The sequence below is a fragment of the Escherichia sp. MOD1-EC4550 genome, from assembly GCF_963876935.1.
Taxonomy (GTDB): Bacteria; Pseudomonadota; Gammaproteobacteria; order Enterobacterales; family Enterobacteriaceae; genus Escherichia; species Escherichia coli_F.
The window spans coordinates 177,856-197,960 of record NZ_CAWNSE010000023.1 but is presented as its reverse complement, the minus strand read 5'-3'; the positions used below and the strand labels follow the sequence as shown (position 1 = coordinate 197,960).

The following is a 20,105-nucleotide window of genomic DNA, read 5'->3' as shown; positions in this document are numbered from 1 at the left end:
ACATTACTGCTTCAGAGTAGCAAATGCCTGAATGATAGCATCGATTTGCTCACGAGTGTGGGCAGCGTTTACGCTACAGCGCAGCAGCGTGATGCCTGCAGGCGCGGCAGGTGGCAGGATAAGATTCACATAAACGCCCAGCGAAATAAGCTCGCGCCAGATGCGTAAACCTTCCTCTTTCGAACCGATTATTACTGGCACTACCGGGCTAATATGTGAACTTAACTCGTAACCCAGTTTTTGCAGACCGTCATACAGATGGTTGGCGTTATCCATCAGCTTTTGCCGCAACTCTGGTTGTGAGGCAATGGTTCTTAACGACGAGCGCACGGTCGCAATGCAGGACGGAGAAGGAGAGGCGGTAAAAATATACGGACGGCTGCCGTAGCGCAGCACTTCCATCGCTTCCGAACCGACAGCAAAACCGCCAATCGAGGCCAGACTTTTACTGAAAGTACCAACGATAATATCCACATCATCTTCAACGCCAACGGCTTCAGCCAGTCCGCGCCCCGTTGCGCCTAACACGCCAAACGAATGCGCTTCATCGACAATCAAATAACCACCGAGACGACGTTTGATATCAACAATTTCCGCCAGCGGCGCAACGTCACCGAGCATACTGTAGATGCCTTCAACGATGATAATCGCCTCTTTTGCCCGTTCACCGAGGCGAACCATGCGCCGTTCCAGATCTTTAGCATCGTTATGGCGGAAACGAATAATTTCCGCTCCACCGAGAGAACAGGCGTCATAAATACTGGCGTGGCTGTCGGCATCCAGTAACACTACGGCGTTATGGTCGGCAAGCGCGCTGATGACGCCTAAATTAGCGGTATAACCGGTTGAAAAAACGATAGCGGTAGGGCGATTGAAAAACTCGGCAATTTCTTTCTCTAACGCCAGATGTGGCGCATAGCTGCCATTAGCCATACGAGAACCGGTAGTGCCGGTGCCTTGTGCCGCTAATGCTGCCTGACCTTCGGTGATGGCATCATGATTGAAAGTTAAACCGAGATAATTATTAGTCCCGGCCAGGATCACGTTTTTATCGCCGATCCGGCCTTCGGTGGCGGAATACACTTCATCAATACAGGTACCAAACGGCGTTAACCCGTTGTCACTAAATTGCAGTCGCTCGCCAGCAAGGCGCGCATATTTATCGTATAGCCCCATTATTTATTCTCCAGCCATGGAAGTAGAGTTTCCATTAATTGCGCAGGGGTTTTGACATCCAGCAGAATATTAATAGGAATGGAAATATCGAATCTGTCTTCCAGCATCATTAAGAGATCCATCACTTTGATCGACTCCAGGCCAAGATCGTTGACGAGATCGCTGTCGGGCTTAATTTCCACACCGTTTTCGACCAAATCCTGTAAACAGGAAAGGATGTAATCCATTACTATTTCACGATTTACCATAGAAACGTTAACACACCTTTAAACAAGACAATCAAAATAGCCCGCTGCGTAATGCGTGTTCCAGGCTAATCCCGGGAAACCAATTAATATCTTCAGAAATACGGTTATTACTTGCTGACCAGTCGGTGTGGGTTAATTCACGGATTTTCGAGCGGGTCAGCATAGGTTCTTTACCTGCCAGGCGACTCAACGCGGTACTGATATCCGCAAGGCAGGTGAGTACCGACAGAGGAATACCAACCATTCGAACGGAACCGCAACGGGCGTCGGCGGCAAGTTGCTGTACGCGTTGCCAGTCATAGCCGCCGGCGACGCCATCGCATAATTCATAGGTTTGCGTCTGTACAGTTTCGGCGCTTAACCACTGCCCCACGGCTTGCGCGAAATCGGTGACGTGCAGGAAAGAGAGCTGTGTATCTGGCGCACCAAGTCGTGGCAGCAGGCCGCGCAGCATCCAGTCAAACAGCGGTTTTAACTCTTTATCGCCAGGACCATACACGGCTGTCGGGCGAAAAATGCCCAGCGTAATTTCGTCAGCCATTGCGGTCAGTCGTTGTTCGGCGACGTGTTTGGAATTTGCGTACCAGGAGAGTTCGGGATGGCGCGCCGCCAGCGAAGAGATAAACAGAAAACGTTGGCAAAAGCCGCTCTCTTTTGCCGCTTGCATCAGGCGCAGGCTGCCGTCAACGTTACATCGGGTAAAAATCTCTTCTTTGTGTCCGCGCACTTGCCCGGCGCAATGGACCACCGCGCTGGCTCCGGCAACCAGTTCGCTAAGCGAATGTGTATCTTCCAGCGAACCGCGCACCCAGATGAGATTATCATTGACGTGAGCGCGGGCAGTACGCGTCAATGCGCGAACGTGAAAGCCGCGGGCGAGCAGGTTATCGATAATATATTTACCGATAAACCCGGTAGCGCCCGTCACCGCGACAGTTTGATTCATGCCATGGATTCCTGCACATGAAGGCTTGCAGCATAACGTTTTTTCGCTTCCGCACGGGCAGGCTTGCCGGAGGACGTTCGGGGAATACTGTGGGGCGGCAACAGATCGATAGCCGCTGTTACGCCAAATTCGCTTTGGATCCGTGCTGCCAGTGCGTGGATAAGCTGCCCACGACGTTCTTCGTCGCTGATCCTACACTGGATCTGCAAAATGATTTTTTCCTGGGCGGTAACAAAAGCAATCGCATCGCCAGAATGAATTTCCGGTTCCTGTTCCGCAATATATTCAATATCCTGCGGCCAGATATTACGGCCACGAATAATAATCAGATCTTTAATGCGCCCGGTGACATACAGATAACCATCCAGCAGATAACCGAGGTCGCCGGTATCTAACCAGCCCGTCGCGGCAATCTCGTCTTGCGAAACCTGGTCGCCAAAGTAACCGCTCATCAGGCTGGGGCCGGAGATGCAAATATGGCCTACCACACGTTCCGCGACCGGCATACCTGCTTCATTGCGGATTTCAATGCCATGTTCCGGCAACGCTTTACCGCAGTTGACGAAAGTCGATACGGCGCGTGTTTCAGCACCCGGCGCGACGGCTTTGCCCTGATATTCAAGGATGTCGCGATCCACTTCGTTAACCACAACCCCGGAGGCTTCATCAGAGAAGCTGACAGCCAGCGCATTTTCTGCCAGTCCGTAGCACGGCATGAAAGTTTTATCGTCAAAGTTAACCTGACGGAAACATTCAGCGAATTGATGGAGTTGTTCTGCGGAGATCGGCTCAGCACCAATACCAGCAACGCGCCAGCAGGAAAGATCCAGTTCAGCGAGATCTTTTTCATTCACGCGGCGCTGGCACAATTCATAGCCAAACGGCGGCGCAACGGAAACGGTGCCGCGATTTTTACTAATCAATTTAAGCCATTGCAGAGGACGCATGGCAAAATCCTGAGTGCGCAAATAATCTACTGAGAGCTGCGTGGCGACGGGGGTCAGGAGAAAGCCGACCAGTCCCATATCATGGTAGAAAGGCAGCCAGGAGACGCAGCGGTCGCCAGGGCGTAATTTAATGCCATCGTGGCTTATAGCACGTAGATTAGCCATCACTTCGCGATGGGTGATAATGACGCCACGGGGAAAACGGGTGCTGCCGGAGGTGTACTGGAGGTAGGCGATATCGTTCGGAACTGGACGCTGGAGTACAACATCGGCTTCCGGTAATGCCTTAAACCAGGCGTGGCTTAAAACATGTAATTCGGGGTTGTTATGCGTAGCAGCATTGACCAGTGGCAACCACTCATCACCAGTGATAATGGCTGCGGGCTGGCAACTAGCCAGTAAACCTTGCAGTTTAGCGCTCCAGGAATCCCGCTGACCGACGCCCATTGGAATCGCTAACGGGACGGCGACTAAGTCGGCATACTGGCAGGCAAAAAAAGCCTCTACAAACCCGCTACTCGTTTCGGCAATTAGCGCCACGCGATCGCCTTTTTTCAGGTTTAGCGATAACAATCGCTTCGCACCAGCTTCGGCACGCGCTTTTAACGTCTGATATTCCAGTTGATCTTCAAGTTGGCAACGTCTGTCATAAAAATTCATTCCGGCGCTACTCAGAGCGGCGTAGTCCAAAGCATCAACCAGCGTTGGAAAATCGGCATAGCGCATAGGTAGGGAATGCGTAAAGATTTTATTAGACATATACACCACGAAAAAAATTGGATATCAGAAATAAAATGACAATAATGCGGTGGATTATATAGGCATAAAAGATAAATGAGATAGTATTTTCATCGGTGCGATATTGAACATTGATTTAAATAATAGGTTTGGCTTTGTTGTTTTTATTGTGAATGATATTTAATTTATGAATATATTAAGAAGAAGCCTTGTTTGGTTGCCTTAAATCGACAAAAGGCATTGAGGCGCTTCTGTGTAGTCTCTGACCTTATCTTAATTATTAATAAATACTATTTATTCTTTGTTTGTATTCATTGGGTTGATTATTAAGATGCCGTTCGTTGCTGTTGCAATCTGTTTGTCACCGTTAATTATTTGTTATCCACAGAGATATGGAATGCGATCTGCTGATGATTAAAATTGAAAAAGTAATTAATAAAAATGACCTTAAGGCATTTATCGCTTTTCCGTCATCACTTTATCCCGATGATCCAAACTGGATACCCCCTTTGTTCATTGAACGCAGCGAGCATTTGTCGGCGAAGAATCCGGGGACGGACCATATTATCTGGCAGGCGTGGGTAGCAAAAAAAGCGGGGCAGATAGTCGGGCGGATTACCGCGCAAATCGATACCTTGCACCGCGAGCGTTACGGTGACGATACCGGTCATTTTGGCATGATTGACGCCATTGATGATCCGCAGGTTTTTGCCGCTTTGTTTGGCGCAGCGGAAGCATGGTTGAAGTTACAAGGCGCAAGTAAGATCAGCGGGCCTTTCAGCCTGAATATCAATCAGGAAAGCGGATTACTGATTGAAGGTTTCGACACTCCGCCCTGTGCGATGATGCCGCACGGTAAACCGTGGTATGCCGCGCATATTGAACAATTGGGTTATCACAAAGGTATTGATTTACTGGCGTGGTGGATGCAACGAACCGATCTCACGTTCTCTCCGGCGCTAAAAAAACTGATGGATCAGGTGCGCAAAAAGGTGACCATTCGCTGCATCAAGCGCCAGCGGTTTGCCGAAGAGATGCTGATCCTGCGTGAGATTTTCAACTCTGGCTGGCAGCACAACTGGGGATTTGTGCCGTTTACCGAACATGAATTTGCGACCATGGGCGATCAACTAAAGTATCTGGTACCGGACGATATGATCTACGTCGCCGAGATTGATTCTGCACCCTGCGCGTTTATTGTCGGCTTGCCGAACATCAACGAGGCGATTGCCGATCTGAACGGATCGCTCTTTCCCTTCGGCTGGGCAAAATTGCTGTGGCGCTTAAAAGTCAGCGGTGTGCGAACTGCGCGAGTGCCGCTGATGGGCGTGCGTGACGAGTATCAGTTCAGCCGCATCGGCCCGGTGATTGCGCTGTTATTGATTGAAGCCTTACGCGATCCGTTTGCTCGCCGGAAGATCGATGCGCTGGAGATGTCATGGATCCTCGAAACCAATACAGGCATGAATAACATGCTGGAACGCATTGGAGCGGAGCCGTACAAGCGTTACCGATTGTATGAAAAGCAGATTTGATGGCAGTCACCCCTGCTTCATCTCCAGCGGCACCGCCGAGCGAATCAAATGGTGGCCTTCCAGTTCGATATTGTGGAGATTCTTTTTCACGGTCCGCACATGATCACGTGCGGCGCGCTGGGCGACGTGCGGCAGTCGCTGCAACACCGCGTTGTAGATCCGCGCATGTTGGCGATCGATCTGCTTTTTTTGCTGTGGTCGATGGTAGAGATTATTTACGCTGGCAAACACTGAATTAAACATCAGGTCGGTCAATGATTGCAGTGTAAACACCAGCACCTGATTGTGGGAAGCCTGACAAATGGCGAGATGGAAAGCATGATCCAGCTGCGCGTGTTCGATCAGCGAAATCTCTTTGTTGTTCTCACTGGCGGCGAGCATTTTTTCATAACAGCGGGTTATCACAACAAAATCAGCCTGGGTTCCCAGCGTTGCCGCCAGCCTTGCCGATTCGCCCTCCAGCAATGCGCGAACGTCGAGCAGATCGTACAGCGTTCGCGGCTGCGTACTGAACAGATGGATCAGCGGGCTGGTGTCCTGCACGCGATTAAGGCGTGCTACACGAGAATCGCGCCCCTGTGCTGTTTCAATAATCCCGCGTCCGCGCAGCACGGTCAGCCCTTCACGCAGTGCGGAACGCGAGAAGCCGAGCTTTTCACACAGTCGACGTTCCGAGGGAAGCGGCTGACCGACCTTCAGCACGCCGTCGATAATTAACCGTTCGATACTCTCTGCAACCACTTCGCAAATAGGGCGACGTTCATCTTTCATTCCCGGACCTCGTGCACAGGTAGGACCAATTTTTCTGTTCTTGATTCGCAAAACACGCACATCACGTAAGTGATTATGTTACATCAATTTAACATTAAGTTAACCAAGGCAAGGTCACAGAGCTGGAAAAAAAATGGTCTGACCGGTAGCTAAAGAGATAGACGAAAACGAAAAGCCCGCTTAATAACTGTTCACAGAAGCAGCGCGCAAAAATCAGCTGCCACACAACACAACAAAGCGAACCCTACTCATGAGCATCTTGTACGAAGAGCGTCTTGATGGCGCTTTACCCGATGTCGACCGTACATCGGTACTGATGGCACTGCGTGAGCATGTCCCTGGACTGGAGATCCTGCATACCGATGAGGAGATCATTCCTTACGAGTGTGACGGGTTGAGCGCGTATCGTACGCGTCCATTACTGGTTGTTCTGCCTAAGCAGATGGAACAGGTGACGGCGATTCTCGCTGTCTGCCACCGTTTGCATGTACCGGTAGTGACCCGTGGCGCAGGCACCGGACTTTCTGGCGGTGCGCTGCCGCTGGAAAAAGGTGTGTTGTTGGTGATGGCGCGCTTTAAAGAAATCCTCGACATTAACCCCGTTGGTCGCCGTGCGCGTGTGCAGCCGGGCGTGCGTAACCTGGCGATCTCCCAGGCTGTTGCGTCGCATAATCTCTATTACGCGCCGGATCCTTCCTCACAAATCGCCTGTTCCATTGGCGGCAACGTGGCGGAAAACGCCGGGGGCGTCCACTGTCTGAAATATGGTCTGACCGTACATAACCTGCTGAAAATTGAAGTGCAAACGCTGGATGGCGAGGCACTAACGCTGGGATCGGACGCGCTGGATTCACCCGGTTTTGACCTACTGGCGCTGTTCACCGGATCGGAAGGCATGCTCGGCGTGACCACCGAAGTGACGGTAAAACTGCTGCCGAAGCCCCCTGTGGCACGAGTTCTGTTAGCCAGCTTTGACTCGGTAGAAAAAGCCGGACTTGCGGTTGGCGACATCATCGCTAATGGCATTATCCCCGGCGGGCTGGAGATGATGGATAACCTGTCGATCCGCGCGGCGGAAGATTTTATTCATGCCGGTTATCCTGTCGATGCCGAAGCAATTTTATTATGTGAACTGGACGGCGTGGAGTCTGATGTACAGGAAGACTGCGAGCGAGTTAACGACATCTTACTGAAAGCGGGCGCGACTGACGTCCGTCTGGCGCAGGATGAAGCGGAGCGCGTACGTTTCTGGGCTGGTCGCAAAAACGCCTTCCCGGCGGTGGGACGTATTTCCCCGGATTACTACTGCATGGATGGCACCATCCCGCGTCGCGCTCTGCCTGGCGTACTGGAAGGCATTGCCCGTTTATCGCAGCAATATGATTTACGCGTTGCCAACGTCTTTCATGCCGGAGACGGCAATATGCACCCGTTAATCCTTTTCGATGCCAACGAACCCGGTGAATTCGCCCGTGCGGAAGAATTGGGTGGGAAGATCCTTGAACTCTGTGTTGAAGTAGGCGGCAGTATCAGTGGGGAACATGGCATCGGGCGCGAAAAAATCAATCAGATGTGCGCCCAGTTCAACAGTGATGAAATTACTACCTTTCATGCAGTCAAGGCGGCGTTTGATCCTGATGGTTTGCTGAACCCTGGGAAAAACATCCCCACACTGCATCGCTGCGCTGAATTTGGTGCCATGCACGTGCATCACGGTCATTTACCTTTCCCTGAACTGGAGCGTTTCTGATGCTACGCGAGTGTGATTACAGCCAGGCGCTGCTGGAGCAGGTGAATCAGGCAATTAGCGATAAAACGCCGCTGGTGATTCAGGGAAGCAATAGCAAAGCCTTTTTAGGTCGTCCTGTCATCGGGCAAACGCTGGATGTGCGTTGCCATCGCGGCATTGTTAATTACGACCCGACCGAGCTGGTGATTACCGCGCGTGCCGGAACACCGCTGGTGGCGATTGAAGCGGCGCTGGAGAGCGCGGGGCAAATGCTCCCCTGCGAGCCACCGCATTATGGTGAAGAAGCCACCTGGGGCGGGATGGTCGCCTGCGGGCTGGCAGGGCCGCGTCGCCCGTGGAGTGGTTCAGTACGCGATTTTGTCCTCGGTACGCGCATTATTACCGGCACTGGAAAACATCTGCGCTTTGGTGGCGAAGTGATGAAAAACGTTGCCGGATACGATCTCTCGCGGTTAATGGCCGGAAGCTACGGCTGTCTTGGCGTGCTCACTGAAATCTCGATGAAAGTGTTGCCGCGACCGCGCGCCACACTGAGCTTGCGTCGGGAAATAAGCCTGCAAGAAGCCATGAGTGAAATCGCCCAGTGGCAACTCCAGCCATTACCCATTAGTGGCTTATGTTACTTCGACAATGCGCTGTGGATCCGCCTCGAAGGCGGTGAAGGATCGGTAAAAGCAGCACGTGAACTGCTGGGTGGCGAAGAGGTTGCGGGTCAGTTCTGGCAGCAATTGCGTGAACAACAACTGCCGTTCTTCTCATTACCGGGCACTTTATGGCGTATTTCCTTACCCACCGATGCGCCGATGATGGATTTACCCGGCGAGCAACTGATCGACTGGGGCGGTGCGTTGCGTTGGCTGAAATCGACAGCCGATGACAATCAAATCCATCGCATTGCCCACAACGCAGGCGGTCATGCGACCCGCTTTAGTGCCGGAGATGGTGGCTTTGCCCCGCTACCGGCTCCTTTATTCCGCTATCACCAGCAGCTTAAACAGCAGCTCGACCCTTGCGGCGTGTTTAACCCCGGTCGCATGTACGCGGAACTTTAAGGAGCAGGCTATGCAAACCCGATTAACAGAAGAGATGCGGCAGAACGCGCGCGCGCTGGAAGCCGACAGCATCCTGCGCGCCTGTGTTCACTGCGGATTTTGTACCGCAACCTGCCCAACCTATCAGCTTCTGGGCGATGAACTGGACGGGCCGCGCGGGCGCATCTATCTGATTAAACAGGTGCTGGAGGGCAACGAAGTCACGCTTAAAACGCAGGAGCATCTCGATCGCTGTCTCACTTGTCGCAATTGTGAAACCACCTGTCCTTCTGGTGTGCGCTATCACAATTTGCTGGATATCGGGCGTGATATCGTCGAGCAGAAAGTGAAACGCCCACTGCCGGAGCGAATACTGCGCGAAGGGCTGCGCCAGGTTGTGCCGCGTCCGGCGGTCTTCCGTGCGCTGACGCAGGTAGGGCTGGTGCTGCGACCGTTTTTACCGGAACAGGTCAGAGCAAAACTGCCTGCTGAAACCGTGAAAGCTAAACCGCGTCCACCGCTGCGCCATAAGCGTCGGGTTTTAATGCTGGAAGGCTGCGCCCAGCCTACGCTTTCGCCCAACACCAACGCGGCAACTGCGCGAGTGCTGGATCGTCTGGGGATCAGCGTCATGCCAGCTAACGAAGCAGGCTGTTGTGGCGCGGTGGACTATCATCTTAATGCGCAAGAGAAAGGGTTAGCGCGGGCGCGCAATAATATTGATGCCTGGTGGCCCGCGATTGAAGCAGGTGCCGAGGCAATTTTGCAGACTGCCAGCGGCTGCGGCGCGTTTGTCAAAGAGTATGGGCAGATGCTGAAAAACGATGCGTTGTATGCCGATAAAGCGCGTCAGGTCAGTGAGCTGGCGGTCGATTTAGTCGAACTTCTGCGCGAGGAACCGCTGGAAAAACTGGCAATTCGCGGCGATAAAAAACTGGCCTTCCACTGCCCGTGTACCCTACAACATGCGCAAAAGCTGAACGGCGAAGTGGAAAAAGTGTTACTTCGTCTTGGATTTACCTTAACGGACGTTCCCGACAGCCATCTGTGCTGCGGCTCTGCGGGAACATATGCGTTAACGCATCCCGATCTGGCACGCCAGCTGCGGGATAACAAAATGAATGCGCTGGAAAGCGGCAAACCGGAAATGATCGTCACCGCCAACATTGGTTGCCAGACGCATCTGGCGAGCGCCGGTCGTACCTCTGTGCGTCACTGGATTGAAATTGTAGAACAAGCCCTTGAAAAGGAATAACAAAATGAAAACTAAAGTCATTCTTAGCCAGCAAATGGCGAGTGCAATTATTGCCGCAGGTCAGGAAGAGGCGCAGAAAAATAACTGGTCTGTTTCCATTGCTGTTGCCGATGACGGCGGTCATCTGCTGGCGTTAAGTCGCATGGACGATTGCGCGCCGATTGCGGCTTACATCTCCCAGGAGAAAGCGCGTACCGCCGCGCTGGGGCGTCGTGAAACTAAGGGCTATGAAGAGATGGTGAACAACGGACGTACCGCGTTCGTGACTGCGCCGTTACTGACGTCGCTGGAAGGTGGCGTACCGGTTGTTGTGGATGGGCAAATTATTGGTGCCGTGGGCGTTTCTGGTTTAACCGGAGCACAGGATGCGCAGGTCGCGAAAGCGGCAGCAGCGGTGTTGGCGAAATAAGCGAAAACGAGGAGATAAACAATGAGTCAAACCATAACCCAGGGCCGTTTACGCATTGACGCCAATTTTAAACGTTTTGTGGATGAAGAAGTTTTGCCTGGCGTGGAACTGGATGCTGCCGCGTTCTGGCGCAATTTTGATGACATCGTTCACGATCTGGCGCCAGAGAATCGTCAGTTGCTGGCAGAGCGCGATCGCATTCAGGCGGCGCTTGATGAGTGGCATCGCAGCAATCCGGGGCCGGTAAAAGATAAAGCGGCCTATAAATCTTTCCTGCGTGAACTGGGCTACCTGGTGCCACAGCCTGACCACGTTACGGTGGAAACCACGGGTATCGACAGCGAAATCACCAGCCAGGCGGGGCCACAGCTGGTGGTTCCGGCAATGAATGCCCGCTACGCGCTGAACGCGGCGAACGCGCGCTGGGGCTCACTGTACGATGCGTTATACGGCAGCGACATCATCCCGCAGGAAGGGGCGATGGTCAGCGGCTACGATCCGCAGCGTGGTGAGCAGGTTATCGCCTGGGTTCGGCGTTTCCTCGATGAATCACTACCGCTGGAAAATGGCAGCTATCAGGATGTGGTGGCGTTTAAGGTGGTCGATAAACAATTACGCATCCAGTTGAAAAATGGTCAAGAAACCACGTTACGTACTCCAGCACAGTTTGTCGGTTACCGTGGCGATACTGCTGCGCCGACCTGCATTTTGCTGAAAAATAACGGCCTGCATATCGAGCTACAAATCGATGCCAACGGGCGGATTGGCAAAGACGATCCGGCGCACATCAACGATGTTATCGTCGAAGCTGCTATCAGTACCATTCTCGACTGTGAAGATTCGGTCGCGGCGGTTGATGCGGAAGATAAAATCCTGCTGTACCGCAACCTGCTGGGCCTGATGCAGGGGACTCTGCAAGAGAAAATGGAGAAGAACGGTCGGCAAATCGTGCGTAAACTGAATGACGATCGTCAGTACACCGCCGCCGATGGCTCTGAAATTTCTCTGCACGGACGCTCGCTGCTGTTTATCCGCAACGTGGGGCATTTGATGACCATTCCTGTGATTTGGGACAGCGAAGGTAATGAAATTCCGGAAGGTATTCTTGATGGCGTCATGACTGGTGCGATTGCCCTCTACGACTTAAAAGTGCAGAAAAACTCGCGTACCGGCAGTGTTTATATTGTGAAACCGAAAATGCACGGTCCACAGGAAGTGGCTTTTGCCAACAAACTGTTTACCCGCATTGAGACAATGCTTGGTATGAAACCGAATACCCTGAAAATGGGCATTATGGATGAAGAACGCCGGACCTCGCTGAACTTGCGTAGCTGTATCGCTCAGGCGAGCAACCGCGTGGCGTTTATCAATACCGGTTTCCTCGACCGTACTGGCGATGAGATGCATTCGGTGATGGAAGCGGGCCCAATGTTGCGTAAAAACCAGATGAAATCGACGCCGTGGATCAAAGCCTACGAGCGCAACAACGTGCTTTCCGGCCTGTTCTGCGGGCTGCGCGGTAAAGCGCAAATCGGTAAAGGGATGTGGGCAATGCCGGACCTGATGGCAGACATGTACAGCCAGAAGGGCGATCAGTTACGTGCCGGGGCGAACACGGCCTGGGTTCCGTCGCCAACTGCCGCTACACTCCATGCGCTGCACTACCATCAAACCAACGTACAGAGTGTGCAAGCCAACATTGCCCAGACCGAGTTCAATGCTGAATTTGAACCGCTGCTGGACGATCTGCTGACCATTCCGGTTGCTGAAAACGCTAACTGGTCGGCACAAGAGATCCAACAAGAGCTGGATAACAACGTGCAGGGAATTCTGGGCTACGTGGTGCGTTGGGTAGAGCAGGGGATTGGTTGTTCTAAAGTGCCGGATATTCACAACGTGGCGCTGATGGAAGACCGTGCAACGTTGCGTATCTCCAGCCAGCATATCGCCAACTGGTTACGTCACGGTATTCTGACCAAAGATCAGGTGCATGCGTCGCTGGAGAACATGGCGAAAGTGGTGGATCAGCAAAATGCTGGCGATCCGGCATATCGTCCGATGGTCGGGAATTTCGCTAACTCGTGTGCCTTTAAAGCTGCCAGCGATTTGATCTTCCTCGGCGTGAAACAGCCAAACGGTTATACCGAACCGTTATTACACGCCTGGCGTTTACGTGAAAAAGAAAGTCATTAATAGCATCAAAAAAGCCCCGGCAAGTTTTATTGTCGGGGCTATGATAGTAACTGCGGTAGTATATTTATCCCGGAAATAACCGGAGCGATTATCAGGGTTTAACAATATTAAATACCCGTAGCGCATCACTAGCGGGATTAAAACAACATTATGGACATCTTTACGATACTCTGCACCTGTGTGTGCGGAACAGAAACCCTTACCCGATATACTTGTTATGCCAGAGGTAGCAATTGCGTTAGCGGCGTACTGTTGCTGTAAAGTATAACGCCTATATTTTACAGTTCAGTCCTCTTTTGCTTATTACAACCTTAAGTATATCAAGCATATAAAGATAATAAGAGACTGAACAATATGGTTACCTGGACCCAAATGTATATGCCGATGGGAGGACTGGGGCTATCCGCTCTGGTCGCCCTGATCCCGATAATATTCTTCTTCGTTGCACTCGCGGTATTACGTCTGAAAGGACATGTTGCCGGAGCAATAACCCTTATATTATCTATCCTGATTGCGATATTCGCCTTTAAAATGCCAATTGATATGGCATTTGCTGCTGCGGGCTATGGCTTTATTTATGGATTATGGCCTATTGCGTGGATTATTGTCGCGGCGGTATTCCTGTATAAATTAACCGTTGCCAGCGGTCAGTTTGATATTATCCGCAGTTCGGTTATCTCCATCACCGACGATCAGCGTTTGCAGGTGTTGCTGATTGGTTTCTCCTTTGGCGCACTGCTGGAAGGAGCGGCTGGCTTTGGCGCGCCGGTGGCGATTACAGGCGCTCTGCTGGTGGGGCTGGGCTTCAAACCGTTATATGCGGCGGGGTTGTGTCTGATTGCCAACACTGCGCCGGTGGCGTTTGGTGCGTTGGGCGTGCCGATTCTGGTCGCTGGTCAGGTAACGGGAATCGATCCGTTTGATATTGGCGCAATGGCGGGACGTCAGTTACCGTTCCTGTCGGTTCTTGTGCCATTCTGGCTGGTGGCAATGATGGACGGTTGGAAAGGGGTGAAAGAGACGTGGCCAGCGGCGCTGGTTGCAGGGGGAAGCTTCGCTGTCACGCAGTTCTTTACCTCTAACTACATTGGTCCGGAACTGCCGGATATTACTTCGGCGCTGGTGAGTATTGTCTCACTCGCTTTATTCCTTAAAGTCTGGCGGCCGAAAAATACCGAAACGGCAATCAGCATGGGGCAATCCGCAGGTGCGATGGTGGTAAATAAGCCATCTTCTGGCGGTCCCGTGCCTTCAGAATATAGTCTGGGGCAAATCATTCGTGCATGGTCACCGTTTTTAATCTTAACGGTACTGGTTACCATCTGGACGATGAAACCATTTAAAGCGTTATTTGCTCCGGGCGGTGCGTTTTATTCGCTGGTGATTAATTTCCAGATCCCTCATTTGCATCAACAAGTGTTGAAAGCGGCACCCATTGTCGCTCAGCCAACGCCAATGGATGCGGTGTTTAAATTCGACCCCCTCTCTGCTGGCGGTACCGCTATTTTTATTGCGGCGATTATCTCTATCTTCATCCTCGGCGTGGGGATCAAGAAAGGTATTGGCGTCTTTGCCGAAACGCTAATTAGCCTGAAGTGGCCGATACTGTCTATTGGCATGGTGCTGGCGTTCGCCTTCGTCACCAACTATTCCGGTATGTCCACCACGCTGGCGCTGGTGCTGGCGGGCACAGGCGTGATGTTCCCGTTCTTCTCACCGTTCCTTGGCTGGTTGGGTGTATTTCTCACGGGTTCGGATACGTCTTCTAACGCCCTGTTTGGTTCACTGCAATCAACGACGGCGCAGCAAATCAACGTCTCTGACACCCTGCTGGTGGCAGCAAACACCAGCGGCGGCGTAACTGGCAAGATGATCTCCCCGCAATCTATCGCCGTGGCCTGCGCCGCGACGGGCATGGTGGGCCGAGAATCTGAACTGTTCCGCTACACCGTGAAGCACAGTCTGATTTTTGCCAGCGTTATCGGCATTATCACCCTGCTGCAGGCGTATGTGTTTACCGGAATGTTAGTCTCGTAAATCAATAAAGCCGGATGATCGTTAATATCATCCGGCTTCATTCTTTGTTCATTACATTATTCTGTCTTATTAATTTAAAATCATTTCCTGCTTTATTATCTATACAGTAATAATGTATTGCATTCAGATAACATACTAAATAATTAAGGGTGTGAGAACATCTGTTTTTTTATCACGCAAAACAAGTCTGTATTAATTATGTTCGCTTGATGAGCAAACACCGTTCTATCTGTTGCTTTTGCAATCTAAATCGTTAAAACTATCAACGAATTTATATGGTTACGCTGTGAAAAGTTGTTGATTTTTTGTTTGTTGAAATTTCGTAAAAATAACCTGACAGATATCGTATAGGGGATATTCTTATAGATTTCACCTGTTTTTCTATAAATGATGCCGTTTTCTTAAGAATGGAGGGAGTTATTAGAGAAAATAAAGCATAAAACTATTTTCCCAGTTACAAATTCTTTAATTTTATTTTGTCACTTGCGTTATTAATGAATAAGAAATTTAAATATAAAAAATCGCTTTTAGCGGCTATTTTAAGCGCAACCTTATTAACCGGTTGTGATGGCGGTGGTTCAGGATCGTCCTCCGATACGCCGTCTGTAGATTCTGGAGCAGGGACTTTGCCGGAAGTGAAACCCGATCCAATACCAACCCCGGAACCGACACCTGAGCCGACGCCGGACCCAGAACCTACACCAGACCCGACACCCGATCCAGAGCCGACACCAGAACCGGAGCCAGAACCTGTTCCTACGAAAACGGGTTATCTGACCCTGGGCGGAAGCCAGCGGGTAACTGGTGCTACCTGTAATGGTGAATCCAGCGACGGCTTTACCTTTACGCCAGGCAATACCGTGAGTTGTGTGGTGGGCAGTACGACCATTGCAACATTCAACACCCAGTCAGAGACTGCGCGTAGCCTGCGTGCGGTTGACAAAGTGTCGTTTAGCCTTGAGGACGCGCAGGAGCTGGCGGATTCTGCAAATAAGAAAACCAACGCCATCTCTCTGGTGACGTCCAGCGACAGTTGCCCCGCAGATGCAGAACAGCTTTGTCTTACTTTCTCGTCAGTGGTTGATCGCGCGCGTTTTGAAAAACTGTATAAGCAAATTGATCTGGCAACAAACGATTTCAGCAAGCTGGTCAATGAAGAGGTGGAAAACAATGCTGCGACTGATAAAGCGCCGTCCACCCATACCTCAACGGTAGTGCCAGTCACGACAGAGGGAACAAAACCGGATCTGAACGCGTCCTTCGTGTCGGCTAACGCGGAACAGTTTTATCAGTATCAACCAACTGAAATCATTCTTTCCGAAGGCCATCTGGTGGATAGCCTGGGGAACGGTGTTGCTGGCGTAGACTACTACACCAATTCAGGCCGTGGCGTAACTGACGAAAACGGTAAATTCTCCTTTAGCTGGGGCGAAACCATCTCCTTTGGTATCGATACCTTTGAACTGGGCTCAGTACGCGGCAATAAGTCGACTATTGCGCTGACTGAATTGGGTGATGAAGTTCACGGCGCGAATGTTGATCAGCTTATCCACCGCTATTCGAAAGCCGGACAAAATAATACCCGAGTTGTTCCGGACGATGTACGCAAGATCTTTGCCGAATATCCCAACGTCATCAACGAGATTATCAATCTCTCGTTATCCAATGGCGCGACGCTGGATGAAGGCGATCAAAACGTTGTGCTGCCTAACGAATTTATCGAGCAGTTTAAGACGGGTCAGGCCAAAGAGATCGATACCGCGATTTGTGCGAAAACCGACGGTTGTAACGAGGCTCGCTGGTTCTCGCTGACGACGCGCAATGTTAATGACGGCCAGATTCAGGGCGTTATCAACAAGCTGTGGGGCGTGGATACGAACTACCAGTCTGTCAGCAAGTTCCATGTATTCCATGACTCTACCAACTTCTATGGCAGCACGGGAAATGCGCGCGGTCAGGCGGTGGTGAATATCTCCAACGCGGCATTCCCGATTCTGATGGCGCGTAATGATAAAAACTACTGGCTGGCGTTTGGCGAAAAACGCGCCTGGGATAAAAACGAGCTGGCGTACATTACGGAAGCGCCTTCCATTGTGCAGCCAGAGAACGTTACGCGCGATACCGCCACCTTCAATCTGCCGTTTATTTCGCTGGGGCAAGTCGGTGAGGGCAAACTGATGGTTATCGGTAACCCGCACTACAACAGCATTTTGCGTTGCCCGAATGGTTACAGCTGGACCGGTGGTGTTAATGATAAAGGTGAGTGTACGCTCAGCGGTGATTCAGATGACATGAAGCACTTCATGCAGAACGTACTGCGCTATCTGTCAAACGACATCTGGCAGCCAAATACCAAGAGCACAATGACCGTGGGTACGAACCTGGAAAACGTTTATTTCAAAAATCATGGCCAGGTTACGGGGAGCCGTGCTGCGTTTGGCTTCCATCCGGATTTCGCAGGTATTTCTGTTAAACATTTGACCAGCTATGGCGATCTGAATCCGGAAGAAGTTCCGTTGCTGATCCTCAACGGCTTTGAATATGTGACTCAGTGGTCTGGTGATCCCTATGCAGTGCCTCTACGTGCAGATACCAGCAAACCGAAGCTGAGCCAGCAGGATGTGACCGATCTGATAGCCTATCTGGACAAAGGCGGTTCGGTGCTGATCATGGAAAACGTGATGAGCAATCTTAAGGAAGAGAGCGCGTCTGGCTTTGTGCGCCTGCTGGATGCCGCAGGCCTGTCAATGGCACTGAACAAGTCGGTGGTGAATAACGATCCGCAGGGTTATCCAGACCGCGTGCGCCAGCGTCGAGCGACTGGCATTTGGGTTTATGAACGTTATCCGGTTGTGGAGGGTGAGCTGCCGTACACCATTGATTCCAAAACAGGAAAAGTTACCTGGAAATATCAGATTGATAACAAGCCTGATAAGAAACCGAAACTGGAAGTAGCCAGCTGGCAAGAAGAGGTTGATGGTAAACAGGTAACTCAATTCGCCTTTATCGATGAAGCCGACCACAAAACGACTGAATCTCTGGATGCTGCGAAGAAGAAAATTCTGGAAAAATTCAAGGGATTAGAGGAGTGTAAGGACCCGACATACCACTACGAGGTCAACTGTCTGGAATACCGTCCTGGCACGAACGTTCCGGTTACTGGTGGCATGTATGTTCCGCGCTATACGCAACTGAATCTCAGCGCCGACACTGCAAAAGCGATGGTGCAGGCTGCGGATTTAGGCACCAACATTCAGCGTCTGTATCAGCATGAGCTCTACTTCCGGACCAATGGTCGCAAAGGTGAGCGTCTGAGCAGCGTCGATCTGGAACGTCTGTACCAGAACATGTCGGTCTGGCTGTGGAATGAAATTGAATATAGCTATGACAGCAGCAAGGATGACGAGCTGGGCTTTAAAACGTTCACCGAGTTCCTGAACTGCTACGCCAACGATGCTTACACCAAAGGTACGCTGTGCTCCGCAGAGCTGAAACAATCGCTGATCGATAACAAGATGATCTACGGTGAAGGCAGCAAAGCGGGCATGATGAACCCGAGCTATCCACTCAACTATATGGAAAAACCGCTGACGCGCCTGATGCTGGGCCGTTCCTGGTGGGATCTGAACATTAAGGTTGATGTGGAGAAGTACCCTGGAGCGGTATCTGTAGGGGGAGAAGAGGTTACTGAAACCATCAGCCTGTACTCGAATCCGACCAAATGGTTTGCAGGTAACATGCAGTCAACTGGCCTGTGGGCACCGGCTCAGAAAGAGGTCACCATTAAGTCCAATGCGAACGTTCCTGTGACCGTCACCGTGGCGCTGGCTGACGACCTGACCGGACGTGAGAAGCATGAAGTTGCGCTGAACCGTCCGCCAAGAGTGACTAAAACGTACTCTCTGGACGCTAGCGGTACGGTGAAGTTCAAGGTGCCTTACGGTGGCCTGATTTATATCAAGGGCAACAGCCCACAGAATGAGTCAGCCGAATTCACCTTTACTGGTGTGGTGAAAGCGCCGTTCTATAAAGATGGCGCATGGAAAAACGCTCTGAACTCCCCTGCGCCGTTGGGCGAGCTGGAGTCAGACGCTTTCGTCTACACCACGCCGAAGAAGAACCTTGAGGCCAGCAATTTCACTGGTGGCGTAGCAGAATTCGCTAAAGATCTGGATACCTTTGCCAGCTCGATGAATGACTTCTACGGTCGTAATGATGAAGACGGTAAGCACCGGATGTTTACCTATAAAAACTTGACGGGCCACAAGCATCGTTTCACCAACGATGTGCAGATCTCCATTGGTGACGCGCACTCTGGTTATCCGGTGATGAACAGCAGCTTCTCGCCGAACAGCACCACGCTGCCGACGACGCCGCTGAACGACTGGCTGATCTGGCATGAAGTAGGGCATAACGCCGCAGAAACGCCGCTGACTGTTCCAGGCGCGACCGAAGTGGCGAACAACGTGCTGGCGCTGTACATGCAGGATCGCTATCTCGGCAAGATGAACCGTGTTGCTGACGATATTACCGTTGCGCCGGAATATCTGGAGGAGAGCAACGGTCAGGCATGGGCGCGCGGCGGTGCGGGTGATCGTCTGCTGATGTACGCGCAGCTGAAGGAATGGGCTGAGAAAAACTTTGATATCACTAAGTGGTATCCAGAAGGTAACCTGCCTAAGTTCTACAGCGATCGTGAAGGGATGAAGGGCTGGAACCTGTTCCAGTTGATGCATCGTAAAGCGCGCGGTGATGAGGTTGGCGACAAAACCTTTGGCGGCAAGAATTACTGTGCTGAATCCAACGGTAACGCAGCGGACACGCTGATGCTGTGTGCCTCCTGGGTCGCCCAGACGGATCTTTCCGCATTCTTTAAGAAATGGAATCCGGGCGCGAATGCTTACCAGCTGCCGGGGGCGAGCGAGATGAACTTCGAGGGCGGTGTGAGCCCGTCGGCTTACGAGACGCTCGCGGCGCTTGGTCTGCCGAAACCGCAGCAAGGGCCGGAAACCATTAATCAGGTTACCGAGCATAAGATGTCAGCCGAGTAAGCCCGTAGGCCGGATAAG

General features: G+C 51.7%; 13 protein-coding genes. 8 read left to right on the top strand and 5 right to left on the bottom strand.

The annotated features are described in order from the left end of the window. Positions 1 to 3: 3 nt before the first annotated feature. The 4 genes from spt to AACU19_RS17050 are packed head-to-tail and all read right to left on the bottom strand — an operon-like array spanning position 4 to position 4,076. A complete protein-coding gene (gene spt, locus AACU19_RS17065; protein WP_105278325.1) occupies positions 4 to 1,176 on the bottom strand; it encodes a serine palmitoyltransferase in 1,173 nt (390 codons plus the stop codon). Further along, a complete protein-coding gene (locus tag AACU19_RS17060) occupies positions 1,176 to 1,424 on the bottom strand; it encodes an acyl carrier protein (protein ID WP_000248097.1) in 249 nt (82 codons plus the stop codon). Before AACU19_RS17060 ends, spt begins: the two co-directional genes overlap by 1 nt. A gap of 31 nt (positions 1,425 to 1,455) precedes the next feature. Then, the gene (locus AACU19_RS17055) at positions 1,456 to 2,370 is read right to left on the bottom strand and encodes an NAD-dependent epimerase/dehydratase family protein (RefSeq protein WP_105278324.1); all 915 of its coding nucleotides are present in this window, start codon (positions 2,368 to 2,370) and stop codon (positions 1,456 to 1,458) included. Further along, a complete protein-coding gene (locus AACU19_RS17050; protein ID WP_088541740.1) occupies positions 2,367 to 4,076 on the bottom strand; it encodes a fatty acyl-AMP ligase in 1,710 nt (569 codons plus the stop codon). Before AACU19_RS17050 ends, AACU19_RS17055 begins: the two co-directional genes overlap by 4 nt. A gap of 371 nt (positions 4,077 to 4,447) precedes the next feature. Here AACU19_RS17050 and yghO point away from each other — a divergent pair, with 371 nt between their 5' ends. Further along, positions 4,448 to 5,590 carry a protein YghO gene (gene yghO / locus AACU19_RS17045; protein ID WP_105278391.1) on the top strand — a complete coding sequence of 381 codons (1,143 nt, stop codon included), beginning with the start codon at positions 4,448 to 4,450 and terminating at the stop codon, positions 5,588 to 5,590. Between the two features lie 6 nt (positions 5,591 to 5,596). Here the strand turns inward: yghO and glcC are convergent, their stop codons facing one another. Next, the gene (glcC, locus tag AACU19_RS17040; RefSeq protein ID WP_077519407.1) at positions 5,597 to 6,361 is read right to left on the bottom strand and encodes a transcriptional regulator GlcC; all 765 of its coding nucleotides are present in this window, start codon (positions 6,359 to 6,361) and stop codon (positions 5,597 to 5,599) included. Positions 6,362 to 6,611: 250 nt separating this feature from the next. On the opposite strand from glcC, the gene glcD reads away from it, so the two are divergent. The 7 genes from glcD to sslE all read left to right on the top strand — a co-directional run bounded on the left by glcD (position 6,612) and on the right by sslE (position 20,087). After that, positions 6,612 to 8,111: a glycolate oxidase subunit GlcD gene (glcD, locus tag AACU19_RS17035; RefSeq protein WP_000026096.1), complete on the top strand. Its 1,500-nt coding sequence runs from the start codon at positions 6,612 to 6,614 to the stop codon at positions 8,109 to 8,111. Next, positions 8,111 to 9,163 (top strand): glycolate oxidase subunit GlcE, encoded by a 1,053-nt coding sequence (glcE, locus tag AACU19_RS17030; protein WP_105278323.1) that lies wholly within the window; start codon positions 8,111 to 8,113, stop codon positions 9,161 to 9,163. Before glcD ends, glcE begins: the two co-directional genes overlap by 1 nt. 10 nt (positions 9,164 to 9,173) lie before the next feature. Further along, positions 9,174 to 10,397: a glycolate oxidase subunit GlcF gene (gene glcF / locus AACU19_RS17025; protein WP_001194811.1), complete on the top strand. Its 1,224-nt coding sequence runs from the start codon at positions 9,174 to 9,176 to the stop codon at positions 10,395 to 10,397. Between the two features lie 4 nt (positions 10,398 to 10,401). Next, on the top strand, positions 10,402 to 10,806 hold the full coding sequence (locus AACU19_RS17020; protein ID WP_000853256.1) for a GlcG family protein: 405 nt from the start codon (positions 10,402 to 10,404) through the stop codon (positions 10,804 to 10,806). A 21-nt stretch (positions 10,807 to 10,827) separates the two neighbouring features. Beyond that, a complete protein-coding gene (gene glcB / locus AACU19_RS17015) occupies positions 10,828 to 12,999 on the top strand; it encodes a malate synthase G (protein ID WP_039021397.1) in 2,172 nt (723 codons plus the stop codon). 354 nt (positions 13,000 to 13,353) lie between these two features. Next, positions 13,354 to 15,036: a glycolate permease GlcA gene (glcA, locus tag AACU19_RS17010; protein ID WP_000259279.1), complete on the top strand. Its 1,683-nt coding sequence runs from the start codon at positions 13,354 to 13,356 to the stop codon at positions 15,034 to 15,036. A gap of 494 nt (positions 15,037 to 15,530) precedes the next feature. Beyond that, positions 15,531 to 20,087 carry a lipoprotein metalloprotease SslE gene (gene sslE, locus AACU19_RS17005; protein WP_105278322.1) on the top strand — a complete coding sequence of 1,519 codons (4,557 nt, stop codon included), beginning with the start codon at positions 15,531 to 15,533 and terminating at the stop codon, positions 20,085 to 20,087. Positions 20,088 to 20,105 lie beyond the last annotated feature (18 nt).

Excerpts from the sequence above, each read along its gene's own strand:
- glcE (WP_105278323.1), top strand. The coding sequence starts at position 8,111 with ATGCTACGCGAGTGTGATTACAGCCAGGCGCTGCTGGAGCAGGTGAAT.
- AACU19_RS17050 (WP_088541740.1), bottom strand. The coding sequence starts at position 4,076 with ATGTCTAATAAAATCTTTACGCATTCCCTACCTATGCGCTATGCCGAT.
- spt (WP_105278325.1), bottom strand. The coding sequence starts at position 1,176 with ATGGGGCTATACGATAAATATGCGCGCCTTGCTGGCGAGCGACTGCAA.
- AACU19_RS17020 (WP_000853256.1), top strand. The coding sequence starts at position 10,402 with ATGAAAACTAAAGTCATTCTTAGCCAGCAAATGGCGAGTGCAATTATT.
- glcD (WP_000026096.1), top strand. The coding sequence starts at position 6,612 with ATGAGCATCTTGTACGAAGAGCGTCTTGATGGCGCTTTACCCGATGTC.
- yghO (WP_105278391.1), top strand. The coding sequence starts at position 4,448 with ATGGAATGCGATCTGCTGATGATTAAAATTGAAAAAGTAATTAATAAA.
- sslE (WP_105278322.1), top strand. The coding sequence starts at position 15,531 with ATGAATAAGAAATTTAAATATAAAAAATCGCTTTTAGCGGCTATTTTA.
- glcC (WP_077519407.1), bottom strand. The coding sequence starts at position 6,361 with ATGAAAGATGAACGTCGCCCTATTTGCGAAGTGGTTGCAGAGAGTATC.
- glcF (WP_001194811.1), top strand. The coding sequence starts at position 9,174 with ATGCAAACCCGATTAACAGAAGAGATGCGGCAGAACGCGCGCGCGCTG.
- AACU19_RS17060 (WP_000248097.1), bottom strand. The coding sequence starts at position 1,424 with ATGGTAAATCGTGAAATAGTAATGGATTACATCCTTTCCTGTTTACAG.
- glcB (WP_039021397.1), top strand. The coding sequence starts at position 10,828 with ATGAGTCAAACCATAACCCAGGGCCGTTTACGCATTGACGCCAATTTT.
- AACU19_RS17055 (WP_105278324.1), bottom strand. The coding sequence starts at position 2,370 with ATGAATCAAACTGTCGCGGTGACGGGCGCTACCGGGTTTATCGGTAAA.
- glcA (WP_000259279.1), top strand. The coding sequence starts at position 13,354 with ATGGTTACCTGGACCCAAATGTATATGCCGATGGGAGGACTGGGGCTA.